The organism is Flavobacterium sp. HJJ, assembly GCF_015351475.1.
Lineage (GTDB): Bacteria > Bacteroidota > Bacteroidia > Flavobacteriales > Flavobacteriaceae > Flavobacterium > Flavobacterium marginilacus.
Genome location: NZ_JADKPR010000014.1, coordinates 1 through 18,468, shown reverse-complemented (window position 1 = coordinate 18,468; position 18,468 = coordinate 1). Strand labels below are relative to the sequence as shown.

The 18,468-nt window shown below is 34.9% G+C and carries 18 protein-coding genes and 2 tRNA genes; 10 read left to right on the top strand and 10 right to left on the bottom strand.

Going from position 1 to position 18,468, the window contains the following annotated elements; all coding sequences use genetic code 11:
* Nucleotides 1–93: 93 nt before the first annotated feature.
* Nucleotides 94–513: a VOC family protein gene (locus IRZ80_RS12185; protein WP_194641842.1), complete on the top strand. Its 420-nt coding sequence runs from the start codon at nt 94–96 to the stop codon at nt 511–513.
* A gap of 181 nt (nt 514–694) precedes the next feature.
* Here IRZ80_RS12185 and IRZ80_RS12180 read toward each other — a convergent pair whose 3' ends face one another.
* From IRZ80_RS12180 to sppA, 4 genes are all read right to left on the bottom strand, one after another.
* Nucleotides 695–3,328, bottom strand: coding sequence for an AsmA-like C-terminal region-containing protein (locus IRZ80_RS12180; protein ID WP_194641841.1), 2,634 nt, complete (start codon nt 3,326–3,328; stop codon nt 695–697).
* A 117-nt stretch (nt 3,329–3,445) separates the two neighbouring features.
* A complete protein-coding gene (locus IRZ80_RS12175) occupies nt 3,446–3,829 on the bottom strand; it encodes a type II toxin-antitoxin system VapC family toxin (RefSeq protein WP_194641840.1) in 384 nt (127 codons plus the stop codon).
* Nucleotides 3,830–4,033 (bottom strand): DUF2281 domain-containing protein, encoded by a 204-nt coding sequence (locus IRZ80_RS12170; RefSeq protein WP_194641839.1) that lies wholly within the window; start codon nt 4,031–4,033, stop codon nt 3,830–3,832. It abuts the gene before it with no gap.
* 51 nt (nt 4,034–4,084) lie between these two features.
* Nucleotides 4,085–5,842 carry a signal peptide peptidase SppA gene (gene sppA, locus IRZ80_RS12165; protein ID WP_194641838.1) on the bottom strand — a complete coding sequence of 586 codons (1,758 nt, stop codon included), beginning with the start codon at nt 5,840–5,842 and terminating at the stop codon, nt 4,085–4,087.
* A gap of 126 nt (nt 5,843–5,968) precedes the next feature.
* Between sppA and folK the strand changes: the two genes are divergently transcribed.
* The gene (folK, locus tag IRZ80_RS12160) at nt 5,969–7,105 is read left to right on the top strand and encodes a 2-amino-4-hydroxy-6-hydroxymethyldihydropteridine diphosphokinase (RefSeq protein ID WP_194641837.1); all 1,137 of its coding nucleotides are present in this window, start codon (nt 5,969–5,971) and stop codon (nt 7,103–7,105) included.
* On the opposite strand, the gene IRZ80_RS12155 is transcribed toward folK, so the two are convergent.
* The 3 genes from IRZ80_RS12155 to IRZ80_RS12145 all read right to left on the bottom strand — a co-directional run bounded on the left by IRZ80_RS12155 (nt 7,106) and on the right by IRZ80_RS12145 (nt 10,512).
* The gene (locus IRZ80_RS12155; RefSeq protein WP_194641836.1) at nt 7,106–9,361 is read right to left on the bottom strand and encodes a T9SS type B sorting domain-containing protein; all 2,256 of its coding nucleotides are present in this window, start codon (nt 9,359–9,361) and stop codon (nt 7,106–7,108) included. It abuts the gene before it with no gap.
* Nucleotides 9,362–9,448: 87 nt separating this feature from the next.
* Nucleotides 9,449–9,979, bottom strand: a complete 531-nt coding sequence (locus tag IRZ80_RS12150; RefSeq protein ID WP_194641835.1) for an RNA methyltransferase — start codon at nt 9,977–9,979, stop codon at nt 9,449–9,451.
* A 71-nt stretch (nt 9,980–10,050) separates the two neighbouring features.
* Nucleotides 10,051–10,512, bottom strand: a complete 462-nt coding sequence (locus IRZ80_RS12145; RefSeq protein ID WP_194641834.1) for a DUF1573 domain-containing protein — start codon at nt 10,510–10,512, stop codon at nt 10,051–10,053.
* A gap of 152 nt (nt 10,513–10,664) precedes the next feature.
* Here IRZ80_RS12145 and mutS point away from each other — a divergent pair, with 152 nt between their 5' ends.
* The 4 genes from mutS to IRZ80_RS12125 all read left to right on the top strand — a co-directional run bounded on the left by mutS (nt 10,665) and on the right by IRZ80_RS12125 (nt 14,076).
* On the top strand, nt 10,665–13,271 hold the full coding sequence (gene mutS / locus IRZ80_RS12140; protein WP_194641833.1) for a DNA mismatch repair protein MutS: 2,607 nt from the start codon (nt 10,665–10,667) through the stop codon (nt 13,269–13,271).
* Between the two features lie 147 nt (nt 13,272–13,418).
* Nucleotides 13,419–13,491, top strand: a tRNA-Gly gene (locus tag IRZ80_RS12135).
* An 11-nt stretch (nt 13,492–13,502) separates the two neighbouring features.
* A tRNA-Leu gene (locus tag IRZ80_RS12130) sits at nt 13,503–13,588 on the top strand.
* A gap of 140 nt (nt 13,589–13,728) precedes the next feature.
* On the top strand, nt 13,729–14,076 hold the full coding sequence (locus IRZ80_RS12125; RefSeq protein ID WP_194641832.1) for a DUF1508 domain-containing protein: 348 nt from the start codon (nt 13,729–13,731) through the stop codon (nt 14,074–14,076).
* A 67-nt stretch (nt 14,077–14,143) separates the two neighbouring features.
* Here the strand turns inward: IRZ80_RS12125 and IRZ80_RS12120 are convergent, their stop codons facing one another.
* Both IRZ80_RS12120 and IRZ80_RS12115 read right to left on the bottom strand, forming a co-directional pair.
* Nucleotides 14,144–14,491 carry an RNA recognition motif domain-containing protein gene (locus IRZ80_RS12120; protein WP_194641831.1) on the bottom strand — a complete coding sequence of 116 codons (348 nt, stop codon included), beginning with the start codon at nt 14,489–14,491 and terminating at the stop codon, nt 14,144–14,146.
* 256 nt (nt 14,492–14,747) lie between these two features.
* The gene (locus IRZ80_RS12115; protein ID WP_194641830.1) at nt 14,748–15,251 is read right to left on the bottom strand and encodes a DUF6252 family protein; all 504 of its coding nucleotides are present in this window, start codon (nt 15,249–15,251) and stop codon (nt 14,748–14,750) included.
* 201 nt (nt 15,252–15,452) lie between these two features.
* Between IRZ80_RS12115 and IRZ80_RS12110 the strand changes: the two genes are divergently transcribed.
* From IRZ80_RS12110 to IRZ80_RS12095, 4 genes are all read left to right on the top strand, one after another.
* Nucleotides 15,453–16,007, top strand: coding sequence for a 30S ribosomal protein S16 (locus IRZ80_RS12110; RefSeq protein ID WP_194641829.1), 555 nt, complete (start codon nt 15,453–15,455; stop codon nt 16,005–16,007).
* Nucleotides 16,008–16,021: 14 nt separating this feature from the next.
* The gene (gene rimM / locus IRZ80_RS12105; protein WP_194641828.1) at nt 16,022–16,546 is read left to right on the top strand and encodes a ribosome maturation factor RimM; all 525 of its coding nucleotides are present in this window, start codon (nt 16,022–16,024) and stop codon (nt 16,544–16,546) included.
* Between the two features lie 102 nt (nt 16,547–16,648).
* On the top strand, nt 16,649–17,362 hold the full coding sequence (locus IRZ80_RS12100) for a tRNA1(Val) (adenine(37)-N6)-methyltransferase (RefSeq protein ID WP_194641827.1): 714 nt from the start codon (nt 16,649–16,651) through the stop codon (nt 17,360–17,362).
* A gap of 45 nt (nt 17,363–17,407) precedes the next feature.
* The gene (locus tag IRZ80_RS12095; RefSeq protein ID WP_194641826.1) at nt 17,408–17,680 is read left to right on the top strand and encodes a carbohydrate porin; all 273 of its coding nucleotides are present in this window, start codon (nt 17,408–17,410) and stop codon (nt 17,678–17,680) included.
* Between the two features lie 195 nt (nt 17,681–17,875).
* Here the strand turns inward: IRZ80_RS12095 and IRZ80_RS12090 are convergent, their stop codons facing one another.
* Nucleotides 17,876–18,262, bottom strand: a complete 387-nt coding sequence (locus IRZ80_RS12090; RefSeq protein WP_194641825.1) for a hypothetical protein — start codon at nt 18,260–18,262, stop codon at nt 17,876–17,878.
* Between the last annotated feature and the right edge of the window lie 206 nt (nt 18,263–18,468).

The following is an 18,468-nucleotide window of genomic DNA, read 5'->3' as shown; positions in this document are numbered from 1 at the left end:
TTTACAGATAATAATGAGCTTGCCTTTTTGCGTTCTAGAAATAACAGCTACGTTTAGGAAATAAAAATTGAATAAAAAATAAACACAAACATTATGGAAGATTCAAAAAACAAAACAGAAGACAAAACCCCAAAAGTAACTGGAATCGGCGGAATATTCTTTTTTTCAGACAATCCGGCTGAAACCAGAGAATGGTATGCTAAAAACTTAGGGCTTGATGTCAATGAATGGGGTTCCACTTTTGAATCCCGAAATATCAACAAACCCGATGAAGTGAATCAACTGCAGTGGAGTCCCTTTAAGAGTGGAAGTGAATATTTTTCTCCCTCCAAAAAGGAATTCATGATTAATTACAGGGTTCAGAATATCGAAGAACTTGTAAAAAATCTAAAAGCCAACGGCGTGACCATCCTCGATGAAATGGAAACCTTCGATTATGGAAAATTCATTCACATCATGGACTCCGAAGGAAATAAAATAGAACTTTGGGAACCTGTTGATGGAGTATTATAGAATAAGGAAAGAAAGACAATTACATAAAACAAATAGAACTTCACTAAGTTTTTAAATCCGTGCCAATCTGTTCAATCCGTGCAATCTGTGGCCAATTTTTTTCATAAAAGAGATTAATGGACAAGCATAAAAATCAAAAAAGCCGTCTCCAATTTTTGTATTGTGAGACGGCTTTTTAAGTTTAATTTTGAGGAGTTACTGGCTCTGCTGGTTTTTTCTTTTTGAATAAACCATTTAGTAAATCGCCGGCTTTCTTTTTAATATCTTCTTTTTGAGTATTGGTTTTAGTAGTGTCGGTATCCGTTTTTTGGTTTTTACTCAATAATTTTTCTAGTTCTGAAGTTCCTTTTTTCAGCAGTTTATCCGATTGCTGTTTGGCTAATTCTTTCGTCAGATTAGTCATCACCGTTTTCATATCGGTTGAGATTTTCGGATTACTGAAATTGCCAGTCATTAACGCTGTTATCGGAATATTCTCAAATTTCGCGGCATCGGCTGGAGACATTTTCGAAATAAAAGCATTGGCTTCTTTGCCTAAATATTTAGCAGGAACATTAAACTTGATGTTGTAATCCATATTTTGATCAAAACCATGGCTGCCGCCAACAGTCGCTTTTATATCCTGATATTTTATTTCAAATGGTTTGACATTTACTTTTCCATCTTTAAAAGTCAATGCAGCCTTGATGTCATTAAGATTTACTTTATTTAAATCAACAAATTTAACATTGGAAGTCAACGCTTTTAATACTGTCGAATTATTGGAATTTATAGTTGTTGAAAGCAATTGCCCGATCAAATCTCCTGAAATTGTTTTCAAATCCGGAGTCATTTCTGCAGCGTCCAGATTTCCGTTTAATTTGATAGCGGTGTTTATTTTTCCATTTACGATACCTGCAATTGGGGCTATTTTTTTCAGCATATCCAATTGGGTAAAACTCTGCTGGATATCAACTTGATTTAAATTTAAATCCATATCAAAAACCGGCGTTTTTCCTTTGGTCGAAACAGAACCATTGGCTCCAATTGTTCCTCCAAAAATGGATGTTTTTACATCTGTCAAGGAAACTTTTTCATCTTTAATGGTCATTTTACCCGAAACAGCTTTCAATGTCAGGTTGTCGTACAAAACCGTATTTGCTTTTGCGGTAAGCGTACAATTTAAGAAAGCCGGTATTTTTAAAGGCTCAGATTTAGCTGTTTTTTTTGCAGTTTCTTTTGCTTCTGTTGTTTCAGCATTAGCGGGAGCCGTGCTGGCAGTCATAAAATCACTTACGGCAAGCTGATTGGATGATAAATTGAAATTTCCTTTCAGCTCTTGTTTTCTGAACATGAAGCCATAAAAATTATCTAAAACTCCAGTTACACTAAGGTCGCTTTTCCCTGTTTTGGCATTAAATTGTTTCAGGTTAACCTGACTTGGGTTGAATTGTACCAAAGCATTGCTGATGGTCATGTTTTTGCCATTTCCGTCATCATAATTAAACCCTGTCAAGCCGATAGTTCCTGCATTATTGATGTTTTGGTATTGGCTTTTTTCAACTGAAGCCATGTCAAATTTGGTGGTTACATTGGCTTTAAGAATACCGGTAAGCGGTTTTTCAAGTTTTATAGGATAGGCTTTGGAAAGATTGGCTAAATTGATAGTTCCTTTCAAAGCAGCGTCAACAAGTGCATTGGTACTGATATTTTTTATATTGGCTTTGGCATCAAAAACGTCTTGATCGATTCTAAAAGAAAGTTTGTCCAGATTAACATAAGTGTCATTCATGATACCGGTTTCATTTACGATTTTGGTATCAATTACAATGCTTTGCACTGATTTTGGCAGGTTCGGATATTGAAATGATCCATTATTGGAAGCAATGGCAATATTGAATTTTGGAATAGTAGTGTCCGTAAGTGTGCCTTTTGCAAAACCATTAACCGTAAAATCTCCTGTAGTTTTTACGCCTTCCAAGCTGGAAGAATAAGCAGCAGGAATCAGTCCTAAGAAGTTTTTGAAAGAAGAAGTTGGTGTTTTGAATTTCAGGTCATATACTTGTCCTGCTTCGGCCATTTGTATAAAACCGTCAAATTCTAATGGCAGCTGATTGATTAAGGCTTTATTCTCTTTGAAAGTATATTTGCTTTTCTCTAAATCAATACCAAGAACGGCATCCAGTGACAGTGCAACGTTTTTCATGTAATTGATTTTGCCCATGTCAAATGATACTTTGGCAGTCGATTTGGTGTCTAAATCCAGCTTTGAACCGCTAAAATCTCCTGTTCCTTCATGGTTTAAACTGTCAATAATCATTCTCATCTGCGATCCTTCATCAAAATATTGAAACTTGAAATTCTCAATTTGATATTTCTGAATTTTCAATGACATTGGATCACTTTTGGTATCTTCTTTTGGTTTGTTATCCTTTAGAGCAATATCAAAATTTCCAATTCCGTCTTTGTTGAATATAATATTGATAAAACCATTTTTAGATGTTATTCCTTCGATTTCCATGGCTTCTTCCTTTCCCTTAAATAATTCTTTGATAGACATTTTTAAGTTCAATTCTCCCAATGAAACCAATGTGTCTCCTTCAAATGGAGTTTTGTTGATAATTAACAGCTTGTCTAAAACAACTGTAGCTTTGGGGAAATTTTTGAATAAACTCAAATCAGCATCTGCGAAAGAAACCTTGGCATCTACTTTTTCGTTGATAGCCTCAGTAATTTTGGCTTTTATTTGGTCTTTAAAGAAATATGGAATTGCAAATAGGGAAATTGTCAGCAGAAGCAATACAATTCCAGCGATTTTTAGGATTTTCTTTAGCATATAAGTTTAGTAATTTGGGTTATTGTTTACAAAAATAAGTTTTTAAGAGATTAGGATTTATAAAAAATTCATAAAAAATCCGTTTAAGTATTTCTCAAACGGATTTATGAAAATGGATTACCAAATAGTTTTTATGTCATATTTTGGCATGAATTCATCTTTTGTTATGAATGTTAGTTTCCCAGAAATAGATTGAGCAATCATTATTCTATCGAAAGGATCTCTGTGAATGAATTCTAAAGTGGACAATACAATAAGGCTTTCTATAGAGATGGGCAGGATTTCAATTCCGTTTTTGTTTATTGTTTTTAGAAAATTTACAAAACCGTCTTCAAAATTAATTTTATTGATACTGATTTTTATTGATAATTCCCAAATGACAGCAATGCTGATGAATATTTTATTCTTAGGATTTTCAATTGCTGTTTTTGCTTTCTCTGATAATTTTTCATCTGCTTCAAAATACCAAAGCAGTGTATGCGTGTCAAGCAGCAAATTCATTTATATGTAATCTTTAAAATCTTCCAAAGGATCGTCAAAACCATCAAGAATTTTAATTTTTCCTTTCATAGATCCATAAACAGGCTGTTTCTTTTCTTTTTTTTCTGGTATTTTGGCTAATAATTGATCAATAAAAATATTTACTTCCTCTTGTAAAGAAAAAGGTAATTGGTCAATTTTTACATGTAAATTATTAATTTTCATGATGTTTAATTTATAGTCAAATTTACATTTTTTATTTTAAGATGTCAAATTCTATTGAATGTTTATCTCAAAAGGCATTCTGGCCTGGATACCTTTTTGAAGCTGTACTTTTTTAACCTGCTGCAAAAGGAAATAATTTTCTTCGCCTATTTCTTCTTTAATTAAAGCTTCTTTTGATTTGGCAAAAGGAATGTTTGCAAATACATCGGCAAAATCTTTTTCGTATTCAGGAAAATTCTGAGTTGAATAGTCTTTTATCTTGGCCAATGAAGCAGCTTCTTTTATAGCGTCATTTAAATTCCCGATTTTATCAACTAAACCAATTCTTTTCGCTTCAATACCAGTCCAGACACGGCCTTGTGCAATAGAATCTACTTGGGCAAAAGTCATTTTTCTGCCTTCGGCAACATGGGTTACAAAAGTTTTGTATACGCGCTCGATTCCTTCTAAAGTCACTTTTTTGTATTTCTCGTTTAAAGGAACAAACGGACTATAATTTGAATTTTCATTTGTTGTTACCTGTTCCGTATTAATTCCAATCTTGTTTGACAATTGGCTGAAATTTGGTAAAACTCCAAAGACTCCGATAGAACCTGTTATTGTGTTTTTTTCGGCAAAAATAGTATTGGCATTGCATGAAATATAGTATCCGCCAGAGGCAGCATAATTACCCATAGAAACCACAACGGGTTTTACTTTTTTGGTCAATTCGATTTCTCTCCAGATTAAATCCGATGTCAGAGCGCTTCCTCCTGGGCTGTCCACACGAAGCACAACCGCTTTTATGTCCTTGTTTTTTCTGGCTTCCTGAAAGGAACGACGCATAGAACCCTCGCCAATTACGTCAACATCACCTTCACCGCCTTGAATTTCGCCTTGAGCGTAGATAACAGCTATTTGATTATCTGTATCTGAAAGGATTGATGTAGTTGCTGTTTTTTGAGCATAATCAGTAATGGAAACTTTGTTATAATCTTCATCTTTTGCCACTTTTAGAGCATTTTTGATAGCCTGATGATATACATCTTCGTAAGCAACAATATCAATAAGTTTATTGGCTTTGGCCATTTCCGGAGTTCTTGCCAATAAGCCGGTAGCAATTTCGTTTAACCTAGCCGTTGAAATATGACGGCTTGCTGAAATATCTTCGAGAACTGAACTCCATACAGAATTTAGCAAAGCAGTAGTCTGCTCTCTATTGGCATCACTCATTTTATTTTCAAGGAAAGGTTCGACAGCACTTTTGTATTTTCCGTGACGGATAACTTCCATTTTTACTCCTGTTTTTTCCTGTAAATCTTTGAAGAACATTATTTCGGTAGATAATCCTTTGAAATCAAGATCGCCGGCCGGATTTAAATATACTGTATTGGCAACAGAGTTCAGATAGTAATCTCTTTGTGAATAATCATTGGCATAGGCCATAACAAATTTTCCGGATTTTTTGAAGTCATTAAGCGCTTCTCTCAATTCTTTGCTTTGCGCTAATCCTAAAGAAGAATTTTGGTTTAAAATAGATATTCCTTTGATGTCGCTGTCTGTTTTTGCTGCACCAATGGCATTGATAATATCACTAAGACCGATTTTTTTCTTTTCTGAAAAGACATCCATCCATGGGTCTTTGTATTTACCCGCATAATCATTGGATATATCTTCTAAGTTTAATTCGATAACCGAATTGCTTTTGACTTCAACTCCTTCAGCTTCGCCTCCAAAAAGAGCGCCAATGAGTAGTATGCCAAAGAAAAAAAGCATGAAAAAAACAAAAATACCAATGATGGTAGCCATTACATTTCCTAAAAATCTCATAAATTCTATTTTATTGATATGTATTTAAATGCGCTGATTTGTTACAGCTGTGAATGAAAATAAATTGAAACACTGCGGGCAAATATACTGCTATTCTAAAATTCTTTTAGTTAATTTGTGCTTAATATGGAACTACAGCATCAAGTCATTTTATCTTTGGGGAGTAATCAGGGCAATCGGTTAAAAAATATCGAATTGTGTCTGGAGTTAATTCATCACGAAGTTGGAACTATTATTAAAGTGTCCAATTTGTATGAAACTCCTTCTTGGGGATTTGAAAGTGAGGCATTCTATAATTGTGCTTTAGTTATGCATACTTTTAAAAAAGCGGAACAGATTCTGGAGGAAGTTTTGGCCGTTGAAAAACAGCTAGGCCGAATCCGAAGTGAAAACGCGGGATATCAATCCAGAAATATTGATATTGACCTGATTGCTTTTGATTCTGAAATAATTGATTCCGAACATCTGCAGATTCCCCATCCTTTGATGCAGAACCGAAAATTTGTTTTACTTCCTTTTCAGGATTTAAAGCTAGACTGGGTTCATCCTGTTTTGAAAAAAACAATTCCCGAATTAATTGAAATAACTCCAGATGACAGCGTTTGCGAGATAGTTCAGGAACTGATAAATCCTTTGAATTCCATTCGGTTAAATCAGTATAATTACATTGCCATTGAAGGAAATATTGGTGCAGGGAAATCAACATTGGCACTAAAAATGGCTCAGGATTTTAATGCTAAAACAGTTTTGGAGCGTTTTGCAGACAATCCTTTTTTGCCCAAATTCTATGAAGATCAAAGCCGGTATGCTTTTTCGTTAGAAATGTCTTTTTTAGCAGACAGGTATCAGCAGTTATCCGATGATTTATCGCAGTTTGATTTGTTTAAAGATTTTATTATTGCCGATTATCATATTTTTAAATCCTTGTTGTTTTCCAAAATTACTTTGGAAGCTGATGAATTTCGATTGTACCGTACGCTGTTTGACATCATTTACAAAGAAATGCCAAAACCGGATCTATACATTTACCTGTATCAAAATACTGATCGCTTACTGCAAAATATAAAAAACCGCGGCAGAAGTTATGAGCAGGATATCACTGCCGAATATCTAGACAAAATAAACAAAGGCTACTTAGAATACATCAAGACCCAGACAGATTTGAATGTTTTGGTTGTTGATGTTTCCGACCGTGATTTTGTAGGCAGTCAGGAAGATTATATTTATATTCTGAATGAAATTCAGAAGAAAAGTAATCTGTGATTATCTCTTCAGAGAAAAATGACCTTTTACTTCCGGACTGTTTTTATCTAACTTTAGTACATACCAATAATCAGAAGCTGGCAACAGATTTTTGTTAAATGTACCATCCCAAGTGTAGTTGTAACTATTAAGAAATGTAATTAATTTTCCGTAGCGGTCAAAAACAGTTACTTCGCCTAAAGGATAATTTATCAGGCCTTTTACTTCCCAAACATCATTATAGCCATCATTATTTGGTGTGAAAAATTTAGGAATGATAATTACTATAAATGTTTTCTGATCACTGCTGCATAATTTAACTTCACGGACATATGCTGTCTGCAGTCCGCTTGGTGCATTCGTGAATACATTAGAGCTTTGATAATTAATGCCGTCTATTGAGTATTCAAAATAATCTTCGGTTTTTACCAGTTCAATTGTAACGGTTGCTTCGTCGACTTTTATATTTTTTATTTCAGGTTTATTATTTTCCGAAACAGTAATTGTTTTTTTGTTGGAACAGTTTTCTGGAGCAAGACTGGTTACAGTTACTGTGTAAATTCCTTTATCAACAACAGGTATCATTTGTGTTGTGGCGGCTGTTGACCAAAGATAAGTCATGTTGGGAATACCAGCGTCTAAAGTAATAGTTTGTGAAACACATTTTGTGAGAGTTTGATCATTCACAGGAGGAAGAGGATAAATAATTAAATCAACAGGAGTTTTTGTTTTGTTGATACATCCATTGTTAACAGCTTCCGCATAATAGGTCGTATTGTTAGTGATATTTGAAGTTATATAAGTTGATCCAGATCCTACAATAGCTCCGCCATTTTGTGAATACCAATTTATAGTTCCTTCGGAAGGAGTGGCTTTTAATGTGAATGATCCAGAGCCACAGTTGTGTGCTGGCGTGTTAGTGCCTGTAATGGTTGGTGTGTTAATTATTTTTGCTTCAACAGCTGTTCTGGTAGTTGTACAGCCAGTAGTGGCAGTTTCTGCATAAAAAAATGTTGTTGCAGTTAAATTGGGTGTTGCAAAAGTTGAACCACTGCCTATGTAATTTCCTCCAACTGAAGCATCATACCAATTAATGATTCCTGCAGTAGCTGTAGCTTGAAGTGTAACTGTTCCTGTATCACATCTTGATCCAGCGGTGGTGCCTGTTATAGCTGCAATTGTCAGCGAAGTACTGGCTGAAAGTACTAAAACAGGATCGTTAGGCATACCTCCATATTCTACAATATAGCCATAAGGATAATAGTTACCAGGCGGATCACCTTTTTCAGGAAGATCATTCCAAGTTCCTGGCCTTCCTACAGCAGGAGATGTTATATGGGCATAATCTTCATTGTTATTATTATCATTAGGTTCGTTTGGTGAATTCCAATTTGCATAATTTGGTGTACTGCCGTTACCTTTACCATTCCAAAAAACAGTTCCTGCTTCAGGTCCGGTAACCCATTTCCATTCCCCTTCTTTTTCGGCATCGCTTCCACCAATCCAGCCTGTTCCTGGGGCTTGAGCTCCTGCCAATTGTGCTTCGTCAGCAGCTGTCAATGTTGCTAAATATCCTTGTAAACCATAATAGGTTTTTGTTGTAGCATCGTCTTTTGCTTTTGTCCAATTTATTCCTAGAGAAGCAACGTATTCGTAGTAATGACCATTTCGGGGCAGATAACTTAGCTGTCCTGTGCCAATACTAATGGAGAAATTTCGATTACCAGATGGTGTTAGAGATGAATTGAAAAATTCTACTTCTTCAATAGCGGCTGCAAAGTCTTCATACGGTATTATATTGCCTGTTGGGCTATATAGTTTTAGTTTTCCTTCGGATGCGTTAAAAGTGCCAATTATTGAAAGATTTGAAGAGATAGAGGTATTGCTTAACTGAAGAAGGTCTTGACCATTTACATAACCAGAAGATATCTGAATATATACAGCCTCCGTACCAATATCTGATGGATCGTGGTTTATGACTACATTTTTTGCAATTTTTAAATAAGTTTGGGGACAATATGTCTGATCTCCATCTGCTGTAATTGAAGGAGGAATAATATTGGTTGCTATATTTGCAGAGGTTAAAGAAAATTGTGTTTGATTTTCTTCTGCTGTTAATATAATTTTATTGACTATATTATATCTGCTTTTTTTTAGAGTAATTGACGATCTCGTGGTTTCTTTTTTCGGAAGATGACTAATAGGATTTGCAAAACTCAAATTATAAACAAAAAGCACAAAAAATATTGCTGTATTTAAGAGATAATTAATTTTCATTTTATAAAAATAAGCTTTTATATTAAAATGCAAAACTTTGTATAAAAGATTATTAGATAAAATAATGTCTAGTTGTGAAATTAACTTTTAGAAGTTAAATTGTTTGAATAAATCCCATACTACAATACCGGCACTTACTGAAATATTTAATGAATGTTTCGTTCCCAATTGCGGAATTTCAATGCATCCGTCGCACAAAGCTACAGCTTCCTGTGCTACGCCATAGACTTCGTTTCCAAATACTAAAGCATACTTCTGATTTTTGTCGACTTTGAAGTCCTGCAGAAAGACTGAGCTTTCTACTTGTTCAATGGCGAGAGTTATGATATTTTGTTTTTTTAGGTCTGCAATAACTTCCAGCACATTCTCATTATGTTCCCAAACAACTGTTTCTGTAGCACCAAGAGCAGTTTTGTGAATTTCTTTATTTGGAGGTGTTGCGGTGATACCGCATAAGATTATTTTTTCAATCAAAAAAGCATCGGCTGTCCTGAAAACAGATCCTATATTATGCAGACTACGGATGTCGTCCAAAACCAAAATCAATGGTGTTTTTTCTGATTTCTTAAAATCTTCAACAGATTTTCTTTCCAGTTCGCTGTTTTCAAGTTTTCTCATGTAAATAGTGTTTATAAAAAAGGCTTCCCAAAATCAGGAAGCCTTTCTTTTATTTGATAAAAAAAGTAATATTAGCTTTTTGTTGCAGCTGGTGCTGCATCTGGTAAAACAGTTCCTTTTATAGTAAGTACTTTTGTTGGCTGCCCTTCAGCATTTGAAGTTACAGTTACAGTTTTTGTAAATGCACCTACTCTGTCAGTCGCATATCTTACTCCAATAACTCCTTTAGCTCCAGGAGCGATTGGTTCTTTTGGTGTTGTAGGTACTGTACATCCGCAAGATCCTTGAGTGTTTGTGATAATTAATGGTTTGTTGCCATTGTTAGTGAAAACAAACTGACGGTTTGGCTCAGCATTGTGGGCGATAGTTCCGTAATCAATCGTTTCGCTTTCAAAAACCATTCCTGCACCTTCTACTTTTGGTAAAGCGACAGTAGTTGTTTTTGCTTTTTTAACCTTCTTTGAGGTCTCTTGTGCGTTAGAAAACGTTGTTCCTAAAACGGTTAGCATAGCTAATAGAAATATTTTTTTCATAATATCATTGAAATTGGTTCGCAAATTTATACAAATTAACAAAAATGAATTGTAAATTTTTCTTAAAACTAATTTAATTTTTTTCGTCTTAGTTTTTTGTGGTTTAAAATTATAAATTCGCTGAGTTTTTTATTCATTCAAATACAACAATTTTGGCAGCAAAAGATAAAATAGTCAAAGAGACTCCATTAATGAAGCAGTACAACGAAATCAAAAGGAAATATCCTGATGCGTGCCTGCTGTTTAGGGTTGGGGATTTTTATGAAACTTTTGGAGAGGATGCTGTTCGGGCTTCTAAGATTTTAGGAATCACATTGACAAAAAGAGGCGCTGGTTCTGAAACAGAGACTGCACTTGCCGGTTTTCCGCATCATTCGATTAATACTTATCTGCCTAAATTAGTAAAAGCAGGACTTCGAGTGGCTATCTGCGATCAGCTGGAAGATCCCAAAATGACCAAAACTATCGTTAAACGCGGTGTTACAGAGCTTGTTACGCCTGGAGTTTCAATGAATGATGAGGTTTTGCATTCGAAAACAAATAATTTTCTTGCTGCGGTTTATTTTGCTAATAAAATAATTGGGCTTTCTTTTCTGGATGTTTCTACCGGAGAGTTTCTTACTGCACAGGGTAATGCTGAATACATTGATAAACTACTGCAGAATTTCAATCCGAGTGAGGTTTTAGTTCCAAAAAATAATAAAAGTGAATTTCGTGAGATTTTCGGAGAAGACTTTCATAATTTTTATTTAGAAGATTGGATTTTCAAAGAAGATTATGCGGTTGAAACGCTGACCAAACATTTTCAGACGGTTTCTTTAAAAGGTTTTGGTGTTGAGGAATTAAAAGAGGGAATCATCGCATCGGGGGCGATTCTTTATTATTTGTCCGAAACACAGCATAACAGAGTACAGCATATTACTGCGATTCACAGGATTGCCGAAGATGCTTATGTCTGGATGGACCGATTTACGATCCGCAACCTCGAATTGTATCATAGTTACAATCCAAATGCTGTTACACTGCTGGATGTAATTGATAAAACGCTTTCGCCAATGGGAGGACGTTTGTTGAAACGCTGGCTGGCATTGCCTCTGAAAGACAGTAATAAAATAAAAAGCCGTCATCAGGTGGTTTCATATTTAAATGAAAACCAAGATGTTTTAAAGAATATTCAACATCAGATAAAGCAGATTTCTGATCTGGAACGTTTGATTTCCAAAATTGCAACAGGAAAAGTTTCGCCCCGAGAAGTGGTTTATCTGAAAGAATCGCTGGATGCAATTATTCCGATAAAAACTTTAGCATTATCAAGTCCGCAGGAAGCAGTAAAAGTTATCGGTGACAGTCTGCACAGCTGTGATCTGCTTCGCGAAAAAATACAGACAACTCTAAATCAGGATGCGCCTGTTGCGATTGCTAAAGGAAATGCTATTGCCAAAGGAATTAATGCCGAATTGGATGAGCTTCGTGAAATATCAACTTCCGGGAAACAGTTTTTGGAAGGAATCGAAAAGAGAGAGTCAGAACGAACTGGGATTTCTTCGTTGAAAATATCATTCAATAACGTATTTGGTTATTATATTGAAGTCCGAAATACACATAAAGATAAAGTTCCTGAAGAATGGATCAGAAAGCAGACACTGGTAAGTGCAGAACGATATATTACTGAGGAACTGAAAGAATATGAAACAAAAATTCTGGGAGCGGAGGAAAGAATTCAAAAGATAGAAAGTGATTTGTTTGAACAATTGGTGAGCTGGATAGCAACATACATCAAGCCGGTTCAGATGAATGCTAATTTGGTAGCGCAATTGGATTGTTTGTGTTGTTTTACGCAACTGGCAATCGAAAATAAATATGTTTGTCCGGAAATAGACGAAACTTTCGAATTGGATATTAAAGAGGGAAGGCATCCTGTAATTGAGAAGCAATTGCCTGTCGGGGTTCCGTATATCACGAATGATGTTTATTTAGACAGAGAAACACAGCAATTGATTATGATTACCGGACCAAATATGTCGGGTAAGTCGGCAATATTGCGTCAAACGGCTTTGATTGTGTTGCTGGCGCAAATGGGGAGTTTTGTGCCTGCTGAAAGTGTGAGGATGGGAATTGTCGATAAAATATTCACAAGAGTAGGTGCTTCGGATAATATTTCGATGGGAGAATCTACTTTTATGGTGGAGATGAATGAAACGGCTTCTATTTTGAATAATATATCTGATCGAAGTCTGGTGCTTTTGGATGAGATTGGAAGAGGAACGAGTACTTATGACGGAATTTCAATCGCTTGGGCAATTGCTGAGTTTTTGCATGAGCATCCATCGAAGGCTAAAACATTGTTTGCGACACATTATCACGAATTGAATGAAATGAGCGAAACAATGCCTCGAATTCAGAATTACAATGTTTCTGTGAAAGAACTGAAGGATACAGTGCTTTTTATCCGAAAACTGGTAAAAGGAGGAAGTGCGCATAGTTTTGGTATCCATGTGGCAAAAATGGCCGGAATGCCTCAGCTAGTGATTTCAAGAGCGCAAAAAATGCTGAAGAAACTGGAAAAAAACCATTCGAGCGATGTTTTGAACGGCATAAAATCGGAGAAGGAAGAAATGCAGATGAGCTTCTTTAATCTGGATGATCCATTGCTTGAGGAAATTAAGGAAGAGATCGTTAACTTAGATATAAACGCCATAACTCCTGTAGAAGCATTGATGAAACTCAATGAAATTAAAAGAATGCTGTCGAGAAAATAATTTTTTGCAGGTTTAAAGTTATCGTTGTCAGAATGTTAATTTTTATCTTTAATTTTTTTGAAAAAAAGGTTTGTGTAATTGAATAAAAGTTCTAAATTTGCAACCGCAATACTAACCAAGTGTTGCGGTTCTTTTTAAGAATGAAATGCGAAAATAGCTCAGTTGGTAGAGCGCGACCTTGCCAAGGTCGAGGTCGCGGGTTCGAGCCCCGTTTTTCGCTCATCGTGTTATGCTCGGATGGTGAAATTGGTAGACACGCTGGACTTAAAATCCAGTGAACAGCAATGTTCGTGCGGGTTCAAGTCCCGCTCTGAGTACAAGAAAGCTTCAAACTATGTTTGGAGCTTTTTTTATGTGCAAAATTCATTGTGAATCATTTAGTTTGAAAGTCAGGAATTTGAATTTTTTGTAATTTAAATCTGCAATCTGAATTCTTAAATCTTAAATCTGAAATTAAATGGGGGCTTTTGTTATTAGTAAGAGATTTGATGATCAGTATAAGTTTGTGTTTACTTCTAAAAAAGGGAAGGTGATTTTTACAAGCATGAAGTATGAGCTTAAATTTGAATGTGAAGAAGCGATTGAATATTTTAAAAGTAATATTGGCTTAGCGTCTTTCGAAAAGCACAGATCGGCTGGCGGGAAATATTTTTTCAGGCTCTTTTTAGATGATGCACCTTTTGCTTTAAGCAGAAAATATACAACTGAATTAAGGGTTCAGAAGGGGATTGATGAAATTATGAAACATGCCTCAGTTTCTGAGATATTGGATTTTTCAGATAATGATCTGATTTTTTTGGATTGACTTCTTATGAAAAAAGCCGTTTCAAAATTATTGAAACGGCTTTTTTTATGTATGATTGAAAAAAATATTAATATCTTCCTCTGTCTCCACCTCCACGGTTATCACCACCGCGGTTGTTTCCGTAACCACCGCGAGAATCACGGTTGTTGTTGAAACTTCTTCTTTCACCTTCTGGTTTTGGCTCAGATTTGTTAACAACGATTGCACGTCCTTGAACAGTTGCTCCGTTCAATTCGTCAATTGCTTTTTGAGCTTCCGCATCATTTGGCATCTCAACAAAACCAAAGCCTTTACTTCTTCCAGTAAATTTATCAGTGATGATTTTAACTGAATCAACTGCTCCGTATGCCTCGAAAGACTCTTTTAAATCTGCTTCCTCAATACTGAATGGAAGGCTTCCAACAAAAATATTCATATGTACTTATTTATAATAATTGAAACAAATGTACTCTATTTTTTTTCTAATCAACTATGAATTAGCTTATTTATTGGATAATTTGTGAAAACATTCTGTTTTCTTGTCTAGTTTGCTTTTTAATTTAACATTCCAAAACTTTTTTTCACAATATATTAATTTCAAAATCAGCTTAAATAGGGTTTGTTATTATATATGTGTTTTATGGTTTTCTTTTTTTAATGTTTGACAATGTTAATTTTTTATAGGCAAAAAATTAAAAAGAGGCAGTGTTCTTTGTTAAATTGGTTTCCGTTGTAACAGGGACTTTATAAAAAACTCCTTTTTGAAAATTCACATTCGGTTTGGCAGAAGGATTTGTGGATTCGTTTTTAGCATTAAAATTAAATTCGCCGGTAACCGTATGATTTACGGCATCCCATTCTGTAATTGTAATTTGTCCGTTACCTATATTTTTGCCGGTTGAAAAAACCGTTGTGACGCCGTCTGTTTTTTCTGTCAATGCTGCTTTGCTGGCAGTATCTGTTCCAAGCGGATACGTTTTAACTGCATTGCCAGCTGTTTTTAATAGTAAAGCGTCATTTTTTTGATAAGCTATGATTGTTAATGATCCATCAGATGATTGAGTGATATTAAATAAACCGGCTCTCCAGATTATATTGTCTTTTAGTCCTTGAACCGCGGGGTTGTTGAATTTTACCTGATCTTCACAGGATGCTAAAATAAACAGGAGTATTGTAATCAAAAAAAATCTGCGCATATATTTCAATTTTTATGTTAAAAATAGAGGGTTTTTTGAATTCATGAAGTTGTTTTCTCTTTTCAAAAATAAAATAAAAATATAACTAATTAAACTGTTGCTTATTAAAAGAATAAACTTTTTAGATTGTTTCAATAAAAGATGTATCTTTGCACCCTTAATTAATCGAGGTCGAGTACCTCAAAATTTAATCATACGATTATGTCAGTAAAAATTAGATTACAAAGACACGGTAAAAAACAAAAACCTTTTTACTGGGTTGTAGCAGCTGATGCTCGCTCAAAAAGAGATGGTAGATACCTAGAGAAAATAGGTACTTACAATCCAAACACAAATCCTGCAACTATCGAGTTAAACTTGGATAGTGCTGTAAAATGGCTGCACAATGGTGCTCAGCCTACTGATACAGCAAAAGCTATTCTTTCTTACAAAGGAGCTTTATTGAAACACCACCTTGATGGAGGTATTCGTAAAGGTGCTTTGACTCAAGAACAAGCTGATGCAAAATTAGCAGCTTGGTTAGAAGCTAAAGCTGGAAAAGTTGATGCTAAAAAAGATGGTTTATCAAAAGCGCAGGCTGATGCTAAAGCAAAAGCTTTGAAAGCAGAACAAGCTGTAAATGCAAAACGTATTGCTGATGCTGCTCAAGCAGAAGCTGATGCTATTGCTGCTGCAACTCCTGCTGTTGAAGAAGAAGTTGTTGCTGAAGCTGAAGAAGCTCCTGCTGCAGAAGAAAATAACGAATCAGAAGCATAATTTAGTAGGCGAAAATGCGTAAAGAAGATTGTTTCTATTTGGGCAAAATCGCCAAAAAATTCAGTTTCAAAGGTGAAGTCTTAGCTTATTTAGATACAGACGAACCTGAGTTATACGAAAACTTGGAATCAGTGTTTGTTGAATGTAACAAACACTTGATTCCTTTTTTTATTGAAAACTGTTCACTTCACAAAAACGATTTTCTTCGTATCCGTTTTGAAGATGTAAACACTGAAGAAGCTGCAGATGGTCTTTTAGGCAGTGATCTTTACCTTCCTCTTAAAATGCTGCCCAAACTTACGGGTAATAAATTCTACTTTCATGAAGTAATTGGTTTTGAAGTAGAAGATAAACGTCTTGGTTATGTTGGTGAAATTCAGTCTATCAACGATACTACAGCGCAGCCTCTTTTTGAAGTTCTTAAAGGAGATGCCGAAATCTTAATTCCAATGATTGATCATTTCTTGGTTAAAATTGACAGAGAAAACAAAAAAGTCATTATGGATTTGCCTGAAGGATTAATTGAAATGTATTTGTAGAAAATTAAATCGGTAATTTACTTCGTCAATTCGCTTTGCTCGTGTGTTTAATCGGTTAATCTAAAAAATCTGCAATTAAGGAATCACCAAACTAAAATCTCTATGCCAAAATTTGAATTCAAACAATTTTCTGTTGAACAGGATAGATGTGCTATGAAAATTGGAACTGACGGCGTTTTACTAGGTGCTTGGACTCCTATTGTTAATAATCCTTTCAGTGTTTTAGATATTGGAGCTGGAACTGGAATAATTGCTTTGATGCTTGCGCAAAGAAGTGCGGCGGAACAAATTGATGCTTTAGAGATTGACGAAGAGGCTTACGAACAAGCTGCGGATAATTTTGAAAACTCTCCTTGGAACGATCGCTTGTTTTGTTTTCACGCTGGTCTGGATGAATTTGTTGAAGAGCCGGAAGATGAATACGATCTAATTGTTTCCAATCCTCCTTTTTATAGTGAAGATTATAAATCAAGTGACGATCAAAGAGATTTAGCGCGCTTTCAGGACGCTATGCCTTTTGAAGAATTAATAGAAGCAGCTGCTTTACTGCTTTCCGAAAACGGAATATTTACAGTTATCATTCCTTTTAAAGAAGAAGAGAAATTTATAGCTCTTGCAAAAGAATATGAATTATTTCCCTTGAAAATCACTCGCGTTAAAGGAACTCCAAACAGTCAAACCAAACGCAGTTTATTGGCTTTTAGCCGAAATGAAATTATCAAATTTTCTGTAGATGAATTAATCATTGAAACTGCACGGCATATTTACACTCCAGATTATATCGAACTGACAAAGGACTTTTATTTGAAAATGTAGTTTTTAATATTTTCTTCTTTCTTCTCAAAATAAAACAGCAATTGTTTGGCTTTGCCAATTGTACTTCTGACTCTCAGGATAATCTTCATTTTTTTTTTTCTTAATCGAAAACAGGATATTGCTTTTGGAGCGAGGGGAACTTGGTTTTTAAAAGACTGGCTGTATTTACTCCATGAATTTGATATGACTTGGGGAAAAGACGGTACGCAGGATTTTGGACAGATGACTATGACTAAATTTACTATTGTTCCAACGTTTGTGTCAACTGCGGTAAAAGATGTTTGGGCGAAACCTCATTTCAGATTGGTATATAGGTAGCACATTATAATAAATTTGCAGCTGATAATCTTTATTCTCTTTATCTCTCGTAAAGCGGAACTAAGAGCCGGGAACAGTATTTAAGTGCAAAAGTTGAATGGTGGATTTGGTAAAAAAATAAAAACTCCAGTAATTTGAGATTTAAAATCACACTTTACCGGAGTTTTTGTTTGTACTGATTTGTGAACTATTCTTTTACTTTGATATGCAGAAAGTGTTTTCTGAATCTACATCTCCATCTGGAAAATTTTTAGCATGAAAGGTTCTTCTAACGGTAAAACAATCACCGTCAATACTGATAATCGTCATTACGATTTTATCTCCAACTTCCATTTGTGATGGTACAAGTTTTTTAGTACAGGTAACTTCATATTCACAGTCGCTTAACCACTTTACGCTCCAAACTAACTGAAGCACTCCGTTGTCATAACTTTCTTGAGTTGCGCCTTTTATCACAAATGTTTTTTTAGGATAATCCGGGTTATACGCTTTGATGTTTTTAAGTTTACTGCAGTCCAGTGTTTGAGAGAATCCTATTGATCCTGCAAATAATAATAAAATAAGTGTTAGTTGTTTTTTCATAATTTTAATTTAGGCTGATTTGGGGTAAAACAGTTGATTGTTATTTGTTAATTTGTATCGCAATATTACAAAATAGTATTGCTCCATCCAATATTTAATTTAGCCTTTTGAGTCATAACTGTAAAAATTTATTCGTGGCTATTTTTGATTTTCTTTGTCTTAAGTTCATTCAATTGTTTTTTTCTGACAAAATTTCAAATAAAATT